The sequence below is a fragment of the Bradyrhizobium sp. AUGA SZCCT0169 genome, assembly GCF_018130085.1.
GTDB lineage: Bacteria > Pseudomonadota > Alphaproteobacteria > Rhizobiales > Xanthobacteraceae > Bradyrhizobium.
On record NZ_JAFCMC010000001.1, the window covers coordinates 73,349 to 90,624 of the forward strand.

Below are 17,276 nucleotides of genomic sequence, written 5' to 3' on the forward strand. Positions count from 1 at the left end.
TCAGTCTCCCGGAATCGCGTGATAGAATGTGCCGGAAGCAAGCTCTGGCGCAGCCCCGACGAGTTCGCGGCCACCGATGTCTGCCAATACGCGATAGAGGGTGCGCGCGTCGGCCTCCTCGTCGGCAATCGGGCGACGTGGAATTCCCTCCCGATAGCGATCGCGATAGACGCGGAGCGTTGCGGCATCGCCGGCGCCGGTCAGCGGCGCAATTGTCTCCCATTCGGCATCCGAGGTCGACAGGATCTCCTTCGCCATGCGGGTCATGGCGATAAAGCGGGCCACTTTGTCCTGGTTGGCGTTTGCCCATGCTTCGTCGAAGACGTAGCCGATCATCGCGGTGCGGCCCGTGGCGCCAAGCTTCGGCAGCAGATCCTCGACGCCGGCGACGCGGCGGAAGCCTTTCGCTTCCAGCACGGCGCAGAAATTCCAGTAGTTCATGGTGGCGTCCATTTCCCCGCTGAGCGTCTTTGCCGTCAGCAGCGGCGGCGCGCCGTAAGCGATGGTCGCCTCCGACTTCAGGTCGATGCCGCCCTGTTTCAGCCACGCTTGCAACAGCAGCCAGTTCTTGTCGATCGGGCCGCCGGCAACGGCGAGCTTGCGGCCCTTGAGGTCGGCCAAGGTCTGGATCGGCGACGCGGCCGGCACCATGACGGCGCCGAGCGCGCTTGAATAGGGATAGAATGTCAGCTTGGCGCCAAGTGTACGTTCGCGCGATACCCACAACCAGTCGGAGACGATGATATCGGCGTTGCCGGCGCGTAGCGCGATCTTGCCTGCCTCCGGGCTCGCGAGTTCGACAACCCCCACCGAGAGGTTGGCCTGCTTGTCGAGACCATGGGCGCGGATCACGGCAAGTTCCCAGGCGAATGTTCCGGTTTTTTGCACCGCAACCCGCACGGTCTCAGCGCTGTAGCATGCACCGACCTGCGCAAAGGCCAAAATAACCGCAGCCAGCAGCATGCGAATGCAAATTGTCATGGTGAGCCGTTTCCGCGCGCATCTTTTCTTGAGGACTGTCATAGCATAGCTTCCACGCTTCGTAGCGGGAGGAAGATCATGGCAGCTGTCGGATCGGTACGACGTATTGTCGCCGCGTTGTCAGCGTTGACGGCGATGGCAACGATGGGGCGGGCCGCAGACATCAACGACTATCCGACCTCGGCGCGCGCCGAATACGTCTTTGGTTGTCTCAAGGCGAATGGCGAGACGCGGCAGGCGATCGAACAATGCTCCTGCTCGATCGATATCATCGCATCGATCATCCCTTACGAGCGCTATGTCTCGGCGGAAACCGTCCTCAGCATGGCGCAGCACCGGGGCAATCTGGGCGGGCAGTTCCGCACTTCAGAGCAGGCGGCGAGCGCGCTCAATGATCTCAGGCGCGCACAGGCCGAAGCGGAGGTGCGATGTTTCTAGACGTGGTCGCGATGTGCTGGCGGGATCGCCGCGTCGCGTCAAGTGCCTGAATCGTCGACCTTCCATTCCTTCTGGAAGACGTGGCCTTCGGTATCCCTGGCTTCGGCCCGGAACCGCTTGGCGCCATTCGAAACATAGGTAAAGCGGATATTGGGGTCTTCCGAAATCGAGATGCCGCCTTCCATCGCCAGCACCAGACTATCGTCCTGCCACAGCCGCAACTGGTCGACGAAGAAGGCCGGGATGTAGAGCTGGGTCACCTGATCCATCTGCAGGCCGGAATGGCTGGGATGACCGATCATGATCTGCGCCTCGCGGGTGGCGCTGGCGGGACCCTGGCCAAGCCCTTGACTAGCAGGTCCTTCACCGGCACGCGCGAACTGCCGGTATCGCATCTGTCCCAGGCGGCCCTTGGCTTCGTCGGCGACTTTGGTGGCCGGTGCGGAGCAGCCGCCGGAGGCCTTCACGTAGGTCTTCGTCATATAGAGCTTGCCGTCGCTCAGTTCGGCCACGGCATGAACATCGGTGTAGTTGTTGACGCGCACACGCGTCGAGATTTCCGTCACATTGGCGTCCGGTCCCAGTTCGAACTTTGCCGCCATCGGCGCCGGATTCTGGTCGATCACCAGCGTGATCCTCACGACGCGGCGGCTGTCGCCAGGCGGGAGCTTGGTGCGCAGGGTGACGGGAACGATCGCCGCATCCTCGGCGCGGTACGGCATCTCGATGGCGATCACGTCTGCGCCGTCGTTCATCGGGCGATTGTTGAAGATGTCCTGGACCAGTCCGGGCCACGGATCGTTGGCCGCAGGCGCAACGCGCGCGTCGACGAGCATGACGCTCAGGAGGCTGGCGATGCAGAGCAGGTGAAAACGACGTCCGGGCATGGCGGCACCCCTTCGCTGGGATGGAACGTAGCGCCGCCAGTATACGTCATCGGGCAGGCTATTCCCATTCAATTTCCGAAAATGCAGTTGTTGCATTGCGTGCATTGTAGTCGTCGAACAGTTGCCATCGCGGTCGTTCGCTGGCCGCGGCGGTGTCGGCGGCGACCGTGATCGGAGCGCCACGGGCGACCAGCTTGCGAACATCCGCCGCCAGCGTTTCCAGGTAGCGGCGTTGGTCGGCGAGGGCGCCCGGCCATTCGCTCACAGGTCCGTGACCGGGAATCACGCGTTGCGCGGAAAGCGCGCCGAGTTCGTCGATCACGGCGAGCCATCCGCGAATACTGCCGTCCAGCACCGGAATGTGGCCAATGAACAGCAGGTCGCCGGCGAACAGGGTTTTGGTCCGCTCGTCGAGCACGGTGACGTCGTTGTCGCTGTGCGCGGCCGGCCACGACTTCAAGGTCAAAATCCGCGCCCCGAGATCGAGCTTGACGGTGCCGTCGACGAGGAGCGTGGGCGGTATCATGCGCACCCCATCCAGGGACTGCGCACCCATGATCCGGCGAAATGCATCGAGATAGAATGCTCCCCGCGCCGCCAGCGCGCGCGGCAGGTTCCGATGACCGACGAACTCGGTTCCATCGCCTGCGAACGCGGCGCCGCCAAAAACATGATCAGGATGGCCGTGTGTGTAGATGACATAGCGGATCGGTTTACCGGTTCGTGCACGGATCGCCGTGAGCAGCCGCTGACCCTCGCGAACGCTTCCCCCGGTGTCGATCACCGCCACCGCGCTCTCCCCGATGATGAATCCTATGTTCGCGGTCGCGCCGTCGTTCTCGCCCGTCATCAGCGCGGTCTGGCCCTGGTGCACAAATATTCCGGGAGCGACTTCGCTCACAGGCAATTCTTGCTGCTGGGCTTGCGCTAGGGTGGACGTCGCGAAAACCACGAGTAAGGCAAGAATCGAAACGCCATGAGTCATGTTTCTGCCTCAGTCTCGTCCGGAAGCGATTTCGATCGCCTGGGGTTCCGTCGAGTTGGTTTTGCGTCGCAGCATGCAACGCAAATCCAGCACGGGGATATTCCTGTTGCACGCTCTGGCACGCTGAGCAATTGATGGATAGCGGGCGTTCGATCAAGAAGGGAATGCATGATGACAGATTGGGGACAACGCCGCCGCTTGCTGGTCTCGCTCCTGGCGATCACAGCAATATTCGCCGGTCGCGACATCGCCGGAGCCCAGACCAACGACAGCACCGACCTGTCCATCGAGCTCATCGATCCCAAGGTGCTGAGGGTGTGCGCTGATCCGCGCAATTTGCCGTTCTCGAACGACAGGGGGGAGGGGATCGAAAACAAGCTCGGCGAGCTGTTCGCCGAAAAGCTGCAGAAAAAGCTGGACTATGCTTACTATCCGCAAGCGGCTGGCTTTGTCCGGATGACGCTTGCCGCTCATCGTTGCGACGTCATCATGGGCTATCCGCAAGGCGACGACCTGGTGCAGGGCACCAATCCCTACTACCGGACCGCTTACGCGCTGGTGGTCAGGCAGGGCAGCGGCCTTGACGAGGTCGCGACGCTGGCGGACGCGCGTCTGAAAGGCAAGCATATCGGCATCGTTGCCGGCACGCCGCCCGCCACCAACATGACCGCCAATGGTCTGATGGCCGAAGCCAAGTCCTATCCGCTGATGGTCGATACGCGGATCGATTCATCGGCGGAAGTCATGATCAGGGATCTGACGTCGGGGAAGATCGACGCCGCCATTCTGTGGGGACCGCTCGCCGGTTATTATGCCGGGAAGGCGAACCCGCCGCTTCATGTCACGCCGCTCGTCAAGGAAACCACGGGACCTCGGCTCGTCTATCGCATCGGCATGGGCGTCCGGCCGGCCGACCAGAACTGGAAGCGGATGCTCAATCGTCTGATCCAGGAGAACCAGCCGGCCATCAACAGGATACTGCTCGACTTCGGCGTTCCCTTGCTCGACGAGAATGACCGGCCGATCGGCGCGGAGACGGCGAAAAAGTCGCCGTGATACGAAGGCTGGCGTGCGTGGTCGTTGCGACCCTTGCCCTCGCAGCCAACGTTCTCGCGCAGCAGAATGTGCCGGAGCCGGACGGCTACCGCACGGATAATTATCGCGCGGCTGTTCCTGCGTCCCTCGCCGGCGTACGCGTCCTTACGACGGCAGAGGCCGAAGCGATTTGGCGCGCCGGCGGCGGTGTTTTTATCGATGTGCTGCCGCGTGCGCCGAAGCCGCCAAATCTTCCCGCCGGCACGGTCTGGCGTGACAAGCCGCGGCTCAACATCCCCGGCAGCATCTGGTTGCCCGATACGGGGTACGGCAAACTGGCAGAGCCAACCGAGGCCTATCTGCGGCGCGGGCTCGAGCGGGTGTCTCATGGCAACAAGGCCGCGCTGCTGGTGATCTACTGTCAGGAAAATTGCTGGATGTCGTGGAACGCTGCGAAACGGGTCCTGTCCTACGGCTATCCCAATGTGGCCTGGTACCCGGACGGAACCGAAGGATGGGAGAACGCCAACCTGCCAGTCGTTGAATCACAGCCTGAGCCCAGAACGGATGAGAATGGGAGCAGATGAGGGGCTTGCGACAAAATTGCAAAAACAACCCCATGCAAAGTAGAATCGGCCACCCATTCGCTACTCGATTTCCTGCTGGATCATGCGGCCGAGCGCGAACAGTCGCTGGTCGATCGCGGTGGGCACCTCGCAGACGAATTTGACCACCCGCTGCCGGTCTTCAAAGATCCGGGTTTGCCAGACCATTTGATTGCTGAGGTCGTCGATCTTGGCTTGATCGGGCGCGGACGCACCCTGCAGGGCATGCAATGCGGACACATCGGACCGGATCTTGTCCGCGGCCTCGCGCTGCTTGCGGGTGATCCGCTCCAACCCGTTCATGACCGATGCGCGCTGCGCGTTGAGGCTGTCGAACAGGCCGGCGAACAAGAGCTTGCCTGCCGTGGCCTTGTCGGTGGCCGGGCTGCCAAGGAATTCCGAGATCAGCTTCTGGGCCTCGTCGAGGGAAGTCCGTCTTGCGGCCAGCCTCGACACCAGCGGGCTTACCTTGGCATCGTCCCTCCATTTGTCCTTGATGTCGTCGAGCGGCGGACCGGCCCACACCGCGGTGAGCGAGATTTCCGGGACCTTGGCCTGGGTGCACGGCCAGTCCGGATAGCGCGGATCGGCGGCAAAGCCGGCCTCGGTCGATGCTGCGACAAGGAAGAGCGTCCCGATTGCGATCTGCCATCTCATGCTTCGCCTCCGGCGGGCCCGCGGCGAACCAGGCCGCGCGATGGATCATAGGCGCATATCGCACCGATCATGAAAGCCGTTGTGCAGCAAACGACGACGGCCAGTGAAGTCCAGTTCATCTGTCCATACAGCGCAAAGCGTATCAGTTCGACGGCGTGCGTAAACGGATTGAACAGGCAGACATAGTAGAGCAAGGGGCTTCCCTCCTGCACCCGCCACAGCGGATAGAGCGCCGATGAAGCAAAGAACATCGGGAAAATCACAAAGTTCATCACGCCGGCAAAATTCTCGAGCTGCTTGATGCCGGAGGAGATCAGCATGCCGAGTGCGCCGAGCATCAAGCCCGAAACGATCAGCGCCGGCAGCACCGTGAGATAGCCGATTGGCGGCGGCGCGATATCCCAGAACCACGCGATCAACAGGAAGGCGTAGACCTGGAGCAGCGAGACCGCGGTTCCCGCAACGAGCTTGCAGAACAGCAAATACCAGCGCGGCAGAGGGCTCACCAGCAGGGTGCGCATATTGCCCATCTCGCGATCGTAGACCATCGAGAGCGACGACTGCATGCCGTTGAAGAGCTGGATCATCGCCATCAATCCCGGCGCGATATAGACCTCATAGAGAATGTAGGTTTCATATGGCGGGATGATGGAGATGCCGAGCACCTGGCGAAAGCCGGCGGCGAAGATGAACAGCCACACCAGCGGCCTGACCAGCGCCGAGACAAAACGTTCGCGCTGGTGCACGAAGCGCAGCGCCTCGCGCCACACGATGCCGTTCAGGCAGGTGACATATTGCGCGAGCGAGAAGCCGCCGTGGTGTCGGCTGACGGTCGTGGAGCTCATGGCGCGGGGCTCCCGGGATCCACCGCAGCGCCGGTCAGGCGCATGAATGCGGAATTGATGTCACGGGCTCCGGCGTCGGCGATGATATTCTCGACCGGGCCATGCGCAAGAACCCGGCCCTGATGCAGGACCACGAGATCGTCGCCGGGCACGATCTCGTCGAACAGATGGGTGGCCCACAGCACGCCGATATCCTGCTCGGTCACGAGCTGCCGGACGTGGCCGAGGATGTCGGCACGGGCTTTGACGTCGAGCCCGACGGTCGCTTCGTCAAGCAGCAGCAGGCGCGGGCGATGCAGCAAGGCGCGCGCGATTTCCAGCCGCCGCATCTGGCCGCCCGAGAGGTCGCGTACCTTGCTGCCGGCGCGGTCGGCAAGCCCGATACGCGTCAGCACTTCGTCGCTGCGCAGGCGTGCCTCGCGCTTGCCGATGCCATGCAGGGCGGCGTGATAGAGCAGGTTTTGCGTCACCGAGAGATCGAGATCGAGCGTGCGTGACTGGAACACCACGCCGAGCAGCCGCAGCGCTTCGCCTGGCGCAAGGCTGATGTCGTGGCCGAAAATGCCGATGCGTCCAGCCTGGGTTCCGAACAGCCGCGTGATCAGCGCGAACAACGTGCTCTTGCCGGCGCCATTGAGGCCAAGCAGCGCCGTGAAGCTTGCCGGCGCAACCGCGAAGCTGACGTCGATCAAGGCGCGCCTTGTGCCGTAGGAATGGCTGATGCCTTCGATCGACAATGCGGGCGTAGGCGCAGGATTGCCCCGGGGACGCGGGTCCGGCGATGCGGGTCCTGTACTGTGTGCGTCGATCGCTGTCATGGCTGAGCAAACGTAATCCCCCAGGGCAGCTCGCCGACCTGGATTGTCTTGATCACTTTCTGCGCTGACACGTCGATGACAGAGACGTCGTTGGATACGCCGTTGGTCACCAGCAGATATTTTTCGTCCGGGGTGAAGGCCATGTGCCAGACCCGTTGACCGACCAGAAGATATTTCGTGACCTTGTGCGTGGTGGCGTCGACGACGGCAACGCGGTTGGCGGGGCCGAGCGCAACGAAGCCGGTCTTGCCGTCCTTGGTGATCGCGATGCCGACCGGCTGGATCGCCTCGCGCCGCAGGCCGGGAATGTTGAACTCGATCTTGCCGGTGATGGTGCGCTTGGCGGGGTCGAGGATGGAAACGGTGCCGCCGATCTCCGACGATACCCACAGTTCGGAGCTGTCGCGCTTGAACTCGGCATAGCGCGGCCGGGCATCGACCAGCACATTGGCGACGATCTCGCGCGTCGCGGTGTCGATGAAATGCGCCATGTTGGTGGTCTCTGAAGTATTGATCAGGATCTTGCCGTCGGGGCTGAGGGCCATGCCTTCGGGCTCGACGCCGACCTGGATGTCACCGAGGCGGACGCGCTTCTCGAGATCGATGATGGTCACCGTGTTGTCGTTCTCGTTGGCGACATAGAGGAGTTTGCCGGCGGCATCCTGGGTGAACAGCTCCGGATCGGGACCGGAGGGCAGGCTGTCCACCACCTGATGGGTCGCGGTATCGATCACGTCAATCTTGTCGTCATCGCCGACCGCGACCAGCACGAATTTGCCGTTCTTCGTGAATTCGATACCGCGCGGGCGCTGACCGACCTTGATGGTATGGGTGACCGCCCATTTGTCGGTATCGATCACCGATACGGTGTTGCTTTTCTCATTCGATACATAGGCGATGAAGGCGAAAGCGGGGCTGGTGGCCGCGAGCCACACCGCCATTCCGGAAAGCAGACACCGACGCCACATCCGCCATTCCTCCGTTTTCAGTTCAGTTTGCATTTGGTTTCGGGCCGGTCGAGGCCGAGTGTGTCGAGTTCGGAGTATTGATGCAAGAAACCCTCCTGCGGCGAAACCGAGACGACCATGCGGCCGTCGACCAGCAGGATCGGCTGGCGTAGCTGCAGGTTCCAGTCCCGCAGTGTCAGCCGCTGTCCCTTGAAGGCCGCGACCGAAAAGTCCGGCCGCTTGAGAAAGTCGAACACCACTTTCGGGTCGCCGGAGTTGGTGCGCGATGTGGCTTCGCCGATCATGCGCCCTGCGGTCCAGGCTTGCATGTCCCGCGCCGTCATGCGCCGCGAATTCAATTTGACGAAACGGTTCTGGATCTGGATCGCACCCCACTGGTCGTGCGCCGCGTCCCAACTCGTCGGCACAAGGCCTGCCGAGCCGGCGATCGGCCGCGGGTCCCAGGTCCGGTAGGGCAGATAGGAGGCGAACACTTCGCTTTCGTCCGCGGCGACGAGGACGTCATAGGCCGGCGCTCCTTGCGTAAACACCGGCATTTGACGCTGGATCAGGGTTACACCGCTGTCGGTGCGCCGCGCGCCGCCGGTATCCTCGAAGACCTTTTCCTGAACGATCTTGGCGCCAAAGCGGGTCGCCGCGCGCCGCAGCGCATCGGCGTAAAGTTTGTCGGCTTCATGTGAGCCGACCACCAGCAGCCAGCGCTTCCACTGCTTCCACACTAGATACTGCGCCAGCGCGTCAGCGAGCATCGAGCGGGTCGGGGCCACATGGATCACATTGGCGCGGCAATCCTGCTCGCGCAGCCGGTCGTCGATCGCACCACTGTTCAACAGCACGGTTTTGCGATCGCGCAGTGCATCGGCCGCCTTTAACAGCGCGTCGGCGGGCAGATCGGCGATGATGATGCCGTTGCGGTCGGCGAGAGCCGCCGCCGCCTTGGCGACATCCTCGCCTTCCTTCAATCGCATTTCTTCCAGGAAGAAACGCTGATTGAGGAATTTGCCGGTGGTGTTGTTGTCCTCGATCGCCAGCCGCGCACCGGCGATGCCGTTATTTTCTGACGGTTGCTCGACAAGGGACAGTTTCGATTTGATGCCGGCCTGACCGAGATAGCCGACGCGGATGTCGATCGGGTCGGCCGCGAGCGCGGAACTGGCCACGAAGCTTAGTCCGATTGCGCCGATCAACCATCGGATCATGGACGCTCCCTGAATTCTCCTCCTCGACTTGACGACGATGGAGGGATACTTGTCCCGTAAGCACACTCGACTTGAAACTTGACTGAATTGTTCTAGCTTGCAAGTCCGCATTTCGTCGTTGTTCGACCGTCGATGTGAGGGATCACGATCATGAGAGCGCACGTTGTCTTTGCCGCGCTGATGCTGCTGGTGTCGGTGCCGGCGCGCGCCGATCCGCCGAAGCTCGCGATTTTCGATTTCGAGCTGCTGGATACCAGTCTCGAAGGCGAGATGAGGGGGCCTCAGGCCGACGAGCATGATCGACTGATCCGCATCAGCGACCTGGTGCGCCGGCAGTTGACGGAATCCAGCAAGTTCGAACTTCTGGACATCTCGCCGGTGAAAGCTGCGGCTGAGGGCAGCAATCTGCAGGCATGCGGCGGTTGCGACGTCCAGTATGCGCAGCGCATCGGCGCGGATCTCGTCATCACGGGTGTAATGAAGAAGATCTCGACACTTATTCTCAACCTCACCATCTTCGTGCGCGACGCCCGCACCGGACAGCTCATCACCGCGATGAATGCCGATTTTCGCGGCAACACCGATGAATCCTGGACGCGGGCGACCAGCTATCTCGTGCGCAACCGGCTGCTGGCGCCCAATTATGGCAAGCCCCAGCCCTAATGGACTGCGCAAAATCTCAGGCTTTCAGGCGCGCGGCGTGCCAGCGCAGATGATCGCCCATGAAGCTGGAGATGAAGAAATAACTGTGGTCGTAACCACCCTGGCGGCGCAGCGTGAGCGGAATGTTCGCCTTCTCGCAGGCGCTTTTCAGCAATTCGGGGCGAAGCTGCTCGGCCAGAAACGAATCTGCGTCGCCATAATCCACCAGTAGATCGGAGAATCTGTCGCCGTCCTCGATCAACGCAACCGCATCATGTCTGCGCCAGGCCTGCCTGTCGCTGCCGAGATAGCCTCCGAGCGCCTTGATGCCCCACGGTACCTGTGAGGGGGCGACGATCGGCGCAAAGGCGCTGGCGGCGCGGTACCGGTCGGGATGGCGCAGTGCGACGGTCAGGGCGCCGTGGCCGCCCATGGAATGACCGAAGATGGATTGCCGCCCGGCATCGACGGGGAAATTCGCGGCGACCAGTTTCGGCAATTCTTCCGTGACATAACTCCACATCCGGTAGTTACGCGCGAACGGCGCCTGTGTTGCGTCGACATAAAAGCCGGCGCCGAGCCCGAAATCATAGGCGCCGGCAGGATCGCCGGGCACCTTGTCGCCGCGCGGGCTGGTGTCCGGCGCGACGAACACCAGTCCGAGTTCAGCGCAGGCACTGCGGAACTCGCCTTTTTCCGTGACGTTGGCGTGGGTGCAGGTCAGTCCCGACAGATACCAGACCACCGGCAGCTTCGCGCCATCCTGATGGGGAGGGACATAGACCGAAAATGTCATGTCGGTGCCGGTCTCGGCGCTGGCGTGCTTGTAAACGCCTTGCGTACCGCCATGCGATTTGTTCAGCGAAACCGTTTGAATAGTCATGAGCTCACCATTGCCGTGCCGCGTCGCGCCGCCTTTAGGCCACGCCGTTGTCGATGGCCAACCGCACCAGTTCGGCGGATGTGCGCACGCCCAGTTTGTGACGCATGATCGAGGATGTATTGGCGACGGTCTTGTAGGAGGAATGGACCAGCCACGCGATTTCGGACAGGCATTTTCCTGCACTGAGCAGGCGCAGTATCTCCATCTCGCGCGCCGTGAGTTTTGAAAGCGGGCTCCTTGCGTACGATGGTCCGGCGAATGCAATGCTTTGCGCAATCGCCGGCGGCAAATAGACCCCGCCCTTTGCTACCTCGCGGATGGCATCAACAAGGTCCTGGGGATCCCCGGTCTTGGAGACAAAACCCTTGGCGCCGACGTCGATGGCGCGCGCGGCGAATACCGGGTCATCGTTCATGCTGAACATGATGATGCGCGCCGACGCATCGCGCCCTAGCAGGCGTCGCGCCAACTCGAAACCGGACACCGTCGGAAGGTTGATGTCGAGCACGCAGATATCGGGATGCCGTTCGCCGAACACGCGCTCGCCGCTCTCCGCGTCGGAGGCTTCCACGACATCGATCTCCGGCTCGTCCGCGAACAAGGCACGACAGCCTGAAGCTACGATGCGATGGTCATCAACGATCAGAACGCGCATTGGCATTGGTCCCGAATAGCCGCGTCAATCCCGTTGTGCACCGCATCAGGTGAACACCTGCCGTCGATGGTCATGCAACCCGGGCGATGTTGCTATACGCTTCGATTAGATAGACGCCGGTTTTATCTGTCAACGCTCTGCTCGATGATGAATTGAAGACGAGTTCGCTCTCAGGCAAAGGCGATTTCACTCCTGGACAAATGATATGTGGCAAAAGCTTTCGTTACGTGCCCGGATCAACCTGTTGCTCGCGCTCGTCCTCACGCTTGGTCTGGCCATCAACGTTGCGCGGCTTGTGCTCGAGGCCGGCCCCCGGGTGCAGGCCGAAGATCAAAGCGTCATACGGTTGGCGCGCGAGTTCATCGACACGATCGTTGCGGGATTGAACGAGGCGCCGGATCCCGAGGCGCGACTGAACCAGATTGTTCACGACCTCAACAAGCTGCGTCACGTCAGCATCACCCGACAGAGCGAAGCCGTCGCAAGATCCGGGATCGCGGACAAGCCGGACGACAATCCCGATGCACGCTCGCCGCCGGCATGGTTTGTCCGGCTTGTTCACCCCGAACAGACCACGGTGAACGTGCCGATCTCGATCAAGGCAAAACCGGACACGCTGCTGATCACGTCGCATCCCAACGACGAGATGGCCGAAATCTGGGACGGGATATTCACTCAGCTCCTGATCGGCGCCGCGATTGCGATCGTTCTATTCCTCATTACCAGCAGGGTCGTTGGCCGGGCGCTGACGCCGATCCAGACGCTTTCGAGTGCGATGGCGAAGATCGAGGCCGGCGGCTACGACACGCGCGTGAAACCGGACGGGCCGCCGGAACTCGTTGCCATTTGCGACAAGTTGAATCACCTTGCGGCCACTCTGGGCGATGCGGTTGAAGACAAGCGGCGCCTGGCCGAGCGCGTCGTCTCGCTGCAGGATGTCGAGCGCAAGGAAATTGCCCGCGAACTGCACGATGAATTTGGCCCCTATCTCTTCGCTTTGCGGGTGCACGCCAGCGCCCTGACGCGGATTGCGGATGCGGGGGATCCGAGCGCGGAGGCCACGCGAAGGCACGGCAGTGCCATACTGGAACAGCTGAATGCCTTGCAGGCGTCCAATCGCCGGGTTCTTGAAAAATTGCGCCCCGTAGGACTGACGGAACTCGGCCTTCGCGAGGCGCTCGGCGCGCTGCTGCGCCTGTGGGGCGAGTCTCACCCCGAAGTCGCTATCGAAACGGCGATCTCGCCCTCGTTGGGCGACACCGGCGAGACGGCTGATCTGACGATCTACCGCACCATCCAGGAAGCCCTGACCAATGTGTTTCGCCACGCCGGCGCCACCAGCATCGAGGTAAGCGTTCAACCGGCTGAACTGCCTGTGGGGCTTGCGCGTACCGGCCGCGGCGGCGCGCTGGTGCGGGTTCGTGACAATGGCAACGGATTGGGGCCCGATCACAAGCTGGGCTTCGGGTTAACCGGCATGCGCGAGCGCATTTTGGCGCTGGGCGGCTCGCTTACGATTGCCTCCGGGGACAGCGGCGTAACGGTAGAAGCCTTGGTTCCCCGGGACGTGGGGCGATAGAGCCCGTTGGGCTCTAGATTCTTTTTTGACGCGTTTTCTTGACGCGAACCGGTGTCCACTTCGCTGGAAAGCGCTCTAATTCGGGAATTTTTCCCGAACCCGTTCGGGACGTTTTGAATGGTGCGCAACTTTTTTGACGCCCGTAAGATCATCAGCGGCGTACCGGCAGACACCAATGCAGCCGGAATGGGATGGGACGAAGTAAAATGGGCGCGCGATTCCTGTTTATCGGGACAATATCACTGTGTCTGGTTCCCGGGAGTGACTGCGCCCAAGCCCAGGACGCGGCCGGTGCGACCGAGGTCTTGCCCGCCATCGAGGTGGTTTCTCCGGGGACAGCTGCCAGGCCCGCCCGCAGCAGAAATGCGCCCCGGGCGAGCAGGAACGTCCGCAGGGTTTTCGTCTATCCGACCGCGCCCACGCCGACCGCCGGTTCCGGAATGGATGTCGACAAGGTGGCGGCAAGCGTCAACGCGGTGGGGGCCGGACAGATCGCGCGCACCGGCTCGCTGAACATCGCGGACGCATTACAGCAGCAGGTGCCCGGTATCATCATCAGTGATACGACCGGAAATCCGTTTATGCCCGACATCCAATTTCGAGGTTTCGTCGCATCTCCGGTCGCCGGTACGCCTCAGGGCCTGGCGGTTTACCAGAATGGCGTGCGGATCAACGAAGCGTTCGGCGACACCGTCAACTGGGACTTGATGCCGACGGCCGCGATCAGGTCGGTCACCGTCGTCACCAACAATCCCGCCTTCGGTCTCAATGCGCTGGGCGGCGCCGTCAACGTCCAGATGAAGGATGGCTTCAACTATCGTGGCGCCGAAATCAACATGATGGGCGGTTCGTTCGGACGCATCCAGAGTTCGGCGCAGTATGGCAAGCAGATCGACAATTTTTCCGTCTATGGCGCGCTCGAAGGCGTGCGTGATAACGGCTTTCGCAATTTTTCGGAGTCGGCCATTCGCCGGTTCTATGGCGATGTCGGCTACCGCACCGATAGCAGTGAGTTTCACCTCAACGTGGGCCTGGCCAAGAACAATTTCGGCGCGGCGGCGACGGTGCCGGCTGAATTGCTGCAGAATTACTGGGGCGCCACCTACACCACGCCGCAGACGACATCCAATCAGGTTGCCTATGCCAATTTGACCGGAAAGGTCGAGGCCACGCCGACCTGGACGATCGAAGGCTCGGCCCGTGTCCGCGCTTTCAGGCAAAAGACGGTGGACGGCAATCCGACCGAGACGGAGCGCTGCGCGGCCGATCCGGGCCTGCTTTGCTTTAACGACGACGACGTCCCGGCAAATGGCCTCAACGGCGTCCAGCTCGCCAATCCCTTCCCCGACAACGCCGTGCTGGGACAGATCGACCGGACCACAACCCGTTCGGTCACGACCGGGGCAACCCTGCAGGCAACCAACACCGACCAGCTGTTCGGGCACAACAACCAGTTCATGGTCGGCGCCAGTATCGACTCCGGTGTCACCCGCTTCGGGGCCAGCGCGGAACTCGGCACCATCGGTTCAAACTACGTCGTCAACGGCAGTGGCATCTATCTCGGACCCTCCGGCGAGCCGATCTCGATCGGCCCGGTTTCGCTTCGCGCCACCAACCGCTACACCGGGCTCTACGCGTCCGACACGTTCGACGTGACCGATCGATTTTCGATCACGGGCGGCGGCCGGTTCAACCATGCGCATATCAAGCTGGAGGATCAGATCGGTACGGCGCTCAATGGCGAGCATACGTTTACCCGCTTCAATCCGATGATCGGCGGCACCTACAAGATCACACCCGCCTTGACTGCCTATGCGGGGTATTCCGAGGCCAATCGTGCACCGACCCCGCTGGAGCTTGCGTGCGCCGACCCCTTGCGCCCCTGTCTCATTGCCGCATTCCTCATCGCCGATCCGCCGCTGAAGCAAGTCGTGTCCCGCACCCTCGAGGCAGGCTTCCGCGGAACGTCGGAGCTGAATATCGGAACCTTGAGTTGGAAAGTTGGTGCGTTCCGGGCGACCAATGCCGACGACATCCTCGCAATTCCGAGCCCCGAGCTGCAGGGATTTGGCTATTTCCAGAACGTAGGTCGGACGCGGCGCCAGGGCATCGAGGCCCAGGTCAATCTGACGTCGAAGACACTGCAACTCTATGCCAGCTATGCCCTCGTGGATGCGCGCTTCCTCGACGCGCTGCAGGTCGGCTCCAACAGCCCGTTCGCCGATGACAACGGCAATGTCCAGATTCTGCCGGGCAATCGAATTCCGGCGATCCCCCGCAACCGGATCAAGTTCGGCATCGACTACGCGATCACGGATGCCTTCAAGGTCGGGGGCGATGCGCTGTTCGTCGACAACCAGTATTTTGCCGGTGACGAATCCAATCAGGCGACGAGACTGCCGGCCTATGCGGTTTTCAACCTGCACACCTCGTATCAGATCAACAAGACGCTCCAGATCTATGGGCGCGTGGATAACATCTTCGATAACCGCTATGCGACTTACGGGACCTTCTTCGACATGGGCGACATCCCCAACTTCGCCAATGGCGGTGCGCCCTTCACCGATGCGCGTTCGCTCAGCCCGGCGCGGCCGCGCGCCTTCTACGCAGGCCTGAAGGCGACCTTCTGAAGCGAACCTTCACGGTCGATTCCACCAGGAAAAGCCGATCCATCCCAGCATCACTGCGCCTGCAATCCACAACAGGATGATAACAGCCATTCCGGCCCGGCTGATCGGACGCTGCGCGGCCACGTTCGCCTTGGCGCGGCATTCGACCATGATCTCATGGGGAATCAGCGTCACCACGAGCCAGATGCCCAAAGGCAGCAGGATCAACTCGTCGAGATAACCGATGATGGGGATGAAGTCCGGAATGAGGTCGATCGGCGACAGCGCATATCCGGCAACGGCGATGGCGAGCGCCTTCGCGTACCACGGCACGCGCGGATCGCGGGATGCGAGATAGATCGCGTGAGCGTCGCGTTTCAGAGCCTTCGCCCAGGTTGTGATACGAGTTTTGATACGAGAGAGCATGGAGCCTTCCAGAGTACCGGATTGCCGGTCAAGGTAGCAGCGTGATCAGAACTTGCGTGGCATTTCAGCCGCGTTTCTTGCGGATGGATGACCGGGTGAGACGCAGGCGGCCATTGGTGCGCGGCAGAAACTGCTTGCCCCTGGTGCTGAGGAAATCGAGCATTGCCTGCGCCGGCGGCAGCAAGACCTTGTCCTTGCGGGAGAGCGCGTACCATTGCCGGATCACGGGAAGGCCGTCCACGTCGAGCGTGGTCAATCGCCGCTCGTCGAGTTCGGTCGCCACCGTGTGCGCGGAAATGAATGCAATGCCCAAACCTGCGATCACGGCCTGCTTGATGGTCTCGTTGCTGCTCATGGCAAGGCCGATCCTGGGGCGAATGCCGGCGGATTCGAACAGCTGCTCCATCAGACCGCGCGTTCCGGATCCAGGCTCGCGCGTCAGGAAGGTTTCGCCGGCGAGCTCGCCCGGCGCGATGCGGGATTTTCGCGCCAGCCGATGTCCGGTCGGCGCGATGATGACATGGGGGTGATCGCCGATCAGGTGAACGTTCATGTCGATGTCGGCCGGCGGGCGGCCCATGATCGCAAAGTCGAGATCGTAACCGCGTAGCGCCGTGCCGATCTCCTGCCGGTTTCCGATCGAGAGCGTGACTTCGACGTCCGGATGCCGTTTCGAAAAGCCTGAAATCATGAACGGCACGAAATATTTCGCGGTGCTGACGGCGCCGATCGAGATGCGGCCGGCGGTCTTCCCCGCCATCATCGCCATCGTGGTTTCGCAATCTGATATCGCCGCCTCGATCCGCTCAGTCAGCGCCAGCACTTCGCGCCCGGCATCCGTCAGCAGCATGCCGTCGCCGGTGCGCTGGATCAGCGGCAGCCCGGCGAGTGCCTGCAAATTGCGAAGCTGCAGCGTGACCGCGGGCTGGGTGAGATGGAGCTGTTTGGCCGCTGATGTGACCGATCGGCTTTTTTGAACAGCGGCCAGTGCACGCAACTGGCGGATCGTCACTTCCCGCAATAACCGGCCTGCCATTGCCGCACCCTTTATAATAAAAACTTTG

18 protein-coding genes are annotated in these 17,276 nt (G+C 62.0%); 6 read left to right on the plus strand and 12 right to left on the minus strand.

From position 1 onward, the window contains the following. The gene (locus tag JQ609_RS00335; protein ID WP_409411155.1) at positions 1-963 is read right to left on the minus strand and encodes an ABC transporter substrate-binding protein; all 963 of its coding nucleotides are present in this window, start codon (positions 961-963) and stop codon (positions 1-3) included. A 96-nt stretch (positions 964-1,059) separates the two neighbouring features. On the opposite strand from JQ609_RS00335, the gene JQ609_RS00340 reads away from it, so the two are divergent. Beyond that, complete coding sequence (locus JQ609_RS00340) at positions 1,060-1,419, plus strand: hypothetical protein (RefSeq protein ID WP_212271613.1); 360 nt, start codon at positions 1,060-1,062, stop codon at positions 1,417-1,419. 38 nt (positions 1,420-1,457) lie between these two features. Here the strand turns inward: JQ609_RS00340 and JQ609_RS00345 are convergent, their stop codons facing one another. Both JQ609_RS00345 and JQ609_RS00350 read right to left on the minus strand, forming a co-directional pair. Next, a complete protein-coding gene (locus tag JQ609_RS00345; RefSeq protein WP_212271614.1) occupies positions 1,458-2,306 on the minus strand; it encodes a quinoprotein dehydrogenase-associated SoxYZ-like carrier in 849 nt (282 codons plus the stop codon). Between the two features lie 58 nt (positions 2,307-2,364). After that, positions 2,365-3,291, minus strand: coding sequence for a quinoprotein relay system zinc metallohydrolase 2 (locus JQ609_RS00350; protein WP_212271615.1), 927 nt, complete (start codon positions 3,289-3,291; stop codon positions 2,365-2,367). A gap of 171 nt (positions 3,292-3,462) precedes the next feature. On the opposite strand from JQ609_RS00350, the gene JQ609_RS00355 reads away from it, so the two are divergent. Both JQ609_RS00355 and JQ609_RS00360 read left to right on the plus strand, forming a co-directional pair. Continuing rightward, complete coding sequence (locus JQ609_RS00355) at positions 3,463-4,347, plus strand: substrate-binding domain-containing protein (RefSeq protein WP_212271816.1); 885 nt, start codon at positions 3,463-3,465, stop codon at positions 4,345-4,347. Continuing rightward, the gene (locus JQ609_RS00360) at positions 4,344-4,913 is read left to right on the plus strand and encodes a PQQ-dependent catabolism-associated CXXCW motif protein (RefSeq protein ID WP_212271616.1); all 570 of its coding nucleotides are present in this window, start codon (positions 4,344-4,346) and stop codon (positions 4,911-4,913) included. The genes JQ609_RS00355 and JQ609_RS00360 overlap by 4 nt, the downstream gene beginning before the upstream one ends. Before the next feature lie 60 nt (positions 4,914-4,973). On the opposite strand, the gene JQ609_RS00365 is transcribed toward JQ609_RS00360, so the two are convergent. Genes JQ609_RS00365 through JQ609_RS00385 form a run of 5 tightly spaced genes read right to left on the minus strand, consistent with a single transcriptional unit; the run spans position 4,974 to position 9,418 of the window. Beyond that, positions 4,974-5,588 (minus strand): hypothetical protein, encoded by a 615-nt coding sequence (locus JQ609_RS00365; RefSeq protein ID WP_212271617.1) that lies wholly within the window; start codon positions 5,586-5,588, stop codon positions 4,974-4,976. Further along, positions 5,585-6,433 (minus strand): ABC transporter permease, encoded by an 849-nt coding sequence (locus tag JQ609_RS00370; RefSeq protein WP_212271618.1) that lies wholly within the window; start codon positions 6,431-6,433, stop codon positions 5,585-5,587. Before JQ609_RS00370 ends, JQ609_RS00365 begins: the two co-directional genes overlap by 4 nt. Beyond that, positions 6,430-7,251: an ABC transporter ATP-binding protein gene (locus JQ609_RS00375; RefSeq protein WP_212271619.1), complete on the minus strand. Its 822-nt coding sequence runs from the start codon at positions 7,249-7,251 to the stop codon at positions 6,430-6,432. Before JQ609_RS00375 ends, JQ609_RS00370 begins: the two co-directional genes overlap by 4 nt. After that, the gene (locus tag JQ609_RS00380) at positions 7,248-8,219 is read right to left on the minus strand and encodes a YVTN family beta-propeller repeat protein (RefSeq protein ID WP_409411150.1); all 972 of its coding nucleotides are present in this window, start codon (positions 8,217-8,219) and stop codon (positions 7,248-7,250) included. Before JQ609_RS00380 ends, JQ609_RS00375 begins: the two co-directional genes overlap by 4 nt. A 17-nt stretch (positions 8,220-8,236) precedes the next feature. Beyond that, complete coding sequence (locus JQ609_RS00385) at positions 8,237-9,418, minus strand: ABC transporter substrate-binding protein (RefSeq protein ID WP_212271621.1); 1,182 nt, start codon at positions 9,416-9,418, stop codon at positions 8,237-8,239. A 150-nt stretch (positions 9,419-9,568) separates the two neighbouring features. On the opposite strand from JQ609_RS00385, the gene JQ609_RS00390 reads away from it, so the two are divergent. Beyond that, positions 9,569-10,081 (plus strand): DUF3280 domain-containing protein, encoded by a 513-nt coding sequence (locus JQ609_RS00390; RefSeq protein ID WP_212271622.1) that lies wholly within the window; start codon positions 9,569-9,571, stop codon positions 10,079-10,081. 16 nt (positions 10,082-10,097) lie between these two features. Here JQ609_RS00390 and fghA read toward each other — a convergent pair whose 3' ends face one another. Next, positions 10,098-10,943, minus strand: coding sequence for an S-formylglutathione hydrolase (gene fghA, locus JQ609_RS00395; RefSeq protein ID WP_212207762.1), 846 nt, complete (start codon positions 10,941-10,943; stop codon positions 10,098-10,100). Positions 10,944-10,977: 34 nt separating this feature from the next. Next, positions 10,978-11,598: a response regulator transcription factor gene (locus tag JQ609_RS00400; RefSeq protein WP_212207763.1), complete on the minus strand. Its 621-nt coding sequence runs from the start codon at positions 11,596-11,598 to the stop codon at positions 10,978-10,980. Positions 11,599-11,803: 205 nt separating this feature from the next. Between JQ609_RS00400 and JQ609_RS00405 the strand changes: the two genes are divergently transcribed. Together JQ609_RS00405 and JQ609_RS00410 are read left to right on the plus strand one after the other, a co-directional pair. After that, a complete protein-coding gene (locus JQ609_RS00405; protein WP_212271623.1) occupies positions 11,804-13,177 on the plus strand; it encodes a histidine kinase in 1,374 nt (457 codons plus the stop codon). Positions 13,178-13,368: 191 nt separating this feature from the next. Beyond that, positions 13,369-15,807 carry a TonB-dependent receptor gene (locus JQ609_RS00410; protein WP_212271624.1) on the plus strand — a complete coding sequence of 813 codons (2,439 nt, stop codon included), beginning with the start codon at positions 13,369-13,371 and terminating at the stop codon, positions 15,805-15,807. Between the two features lie 9 nt (positions 15,808-15,816). Here JQ609_RS00410 and JQ609_RS00415 read toward each other — a convergent pair whose 3' ends face one another. Together JQ609_RS00415 and JQ609_RS00420 are read right to left on the minus strand one after the other, a co-directional pair. Continuing rightward, positions 15,817-16,212 carry a YkvA family protein gene (locus JQ609_RS00415; protein WP_212271625.1) on the minus strand — a complete coding sequence of 132 codons (396 nt, stop codon included), beginning with the start codon at positions 16,210-16,212 and terminating at the stop codon, positions 15,817-15,819. A 64-nt stretch (positions 16,213-16,276) separates the two neighbouring features. Then, complete coding sequence (locus JQ609_RS00420; RefSeq protein WP_212271626.1) at positions 16,277-17,248, minus strand: LysR substrate-binding domain-containing protein; 972 nt, start codon at positions 17,246-17,248, stop codon at positions 16,277-16,279. Positions 17,249-17,276: the final 28 nt, after the last annotated feature.

Excerpts from the sequence above, each read along its gene's own strand:
- JQ609_RS00335 (WP_409411155.1), bottom strand. The coding sequence starts at position 963 with ATGCTGCTGGCTGCGGTTATTTTGGCCTTTGCGCAGGTCGGTGCATGC.
- JQ609_RS00340 (WP_212271613.1), top strand. The coding sequence starts at position 1,060 with ATGGCAGCTGTCGGATCGGTACGACGTATTGTCGCCGCGTTGTCAGCG.
- JQ609_RS00345 (WP_212271614.1), bottom strand. The coding sequence starts at position 2,306 with ATGCCCGGACGTCGTTTTCACCTGCTCTGCATCGCCAGCCTCCTGAGC.
- JQ609_RS00350 (WP_212271615.1), bottom strand. The coding sequence starts at position 3,291 with ATGACTCATGGCGTTTCGATTCTTGCCTTACTCGTGGTTTTCGCGACG.
- JQ609_RS00355 (WP_212271816.1), top strand. The coding sequence starts at position 3,463 with ATGACAGATTGGGGACAACGCCGCCGCTTGCTGGTCTCGCTCCTGGCG.
- JQ609_RS00365 (WP_212271617.1), bottom strand. The coding sequence starts at position 5,588 with ATGAGATGGCAGATCGCAATCGGGACGCTCTTCCTTGTCGCAGCATCG.
- JQ609_RS00370 (WP_212271618.1), bottom strand. The coding sequence starts at position 6,433 with ATGAGCTCCACGACCGTCAGCCGACACCACGGCGGCTTCTCGCTCGCG.
- JQ609_RS00375 (WP_212271619.1), bottom strand. The coding sequence starts at position 7,251 with ATGACAGCGATCGACGCACACAGTACAGGACCCGCATCGCCGGACCCG.
- JQ609_RS00380 (WP_409411150.1), bottom strand. The coding sequence starts at position 8,219 with ATGTGGCGTCGGTGTCTGCTTTCCGGAATGGCGGTGTGGCTCGCGGCC.
- JQ609_RS00385 (WP_212271621.1), bottom strand. The coding sequence starts at position 9,418 with ATGATCCGATGGTTGATCGGCGCAATCGGACTAAGCTTCGTGGCCAGT.
- JQ609_RS00390 (WP_212271622.1), top strand. The coding sequence starts at position 9,569 with ATGAGAGCGCACGTTGTCTTTGCCGCGCTGATGCTGCTGGTGTCGGTG.
- fghA (WP_212207762.1), bottom strand. The coding sequence starts at position 10,943 with ATGACTATTCAAACGGTTTCGCTGAACAAATCGCATGGCGGTACGCAA.
- JQ609_RS00400 (WP_212207763.1), bottom strand. The coding sequence starts at position 11,598 with ATGCGCGTTCTGATCGTTGATGACCATCGCATCGTAGCTTCAGGCTGT.
- JQ609_RS00405 (WP_212271623.1), top strand. The coding sequence starts at position 11,804 with ATGTGGCAAAAGCTTTCGTTACGTGCCCGGATCAACCTGTTGCTCGCG.
- JQ609_RS00410 (WP_212271624.1), top strand. The coding sequence starts at position 13,369 with ATGGGACGAAGTAAAATGGGCGCGCGATTCCTGTTTATCGGGACAATA.
- JQ609_RS00415 (WP_212271625.1), bottom strand. The coding sequence starts at position 16,212 with ATGCTCTCTCGTATCAAAACTCGTATCACAACCTGGGCGAAGGCTCTG.
- JQ609_RS00420 (WP_212271626.1), bottom strand. The coding sequence starts at position 17,248 with ATGGCAGGCCGGTTATTGCGGGAAGTGACGATCCGCCAGTTGCGTGCA.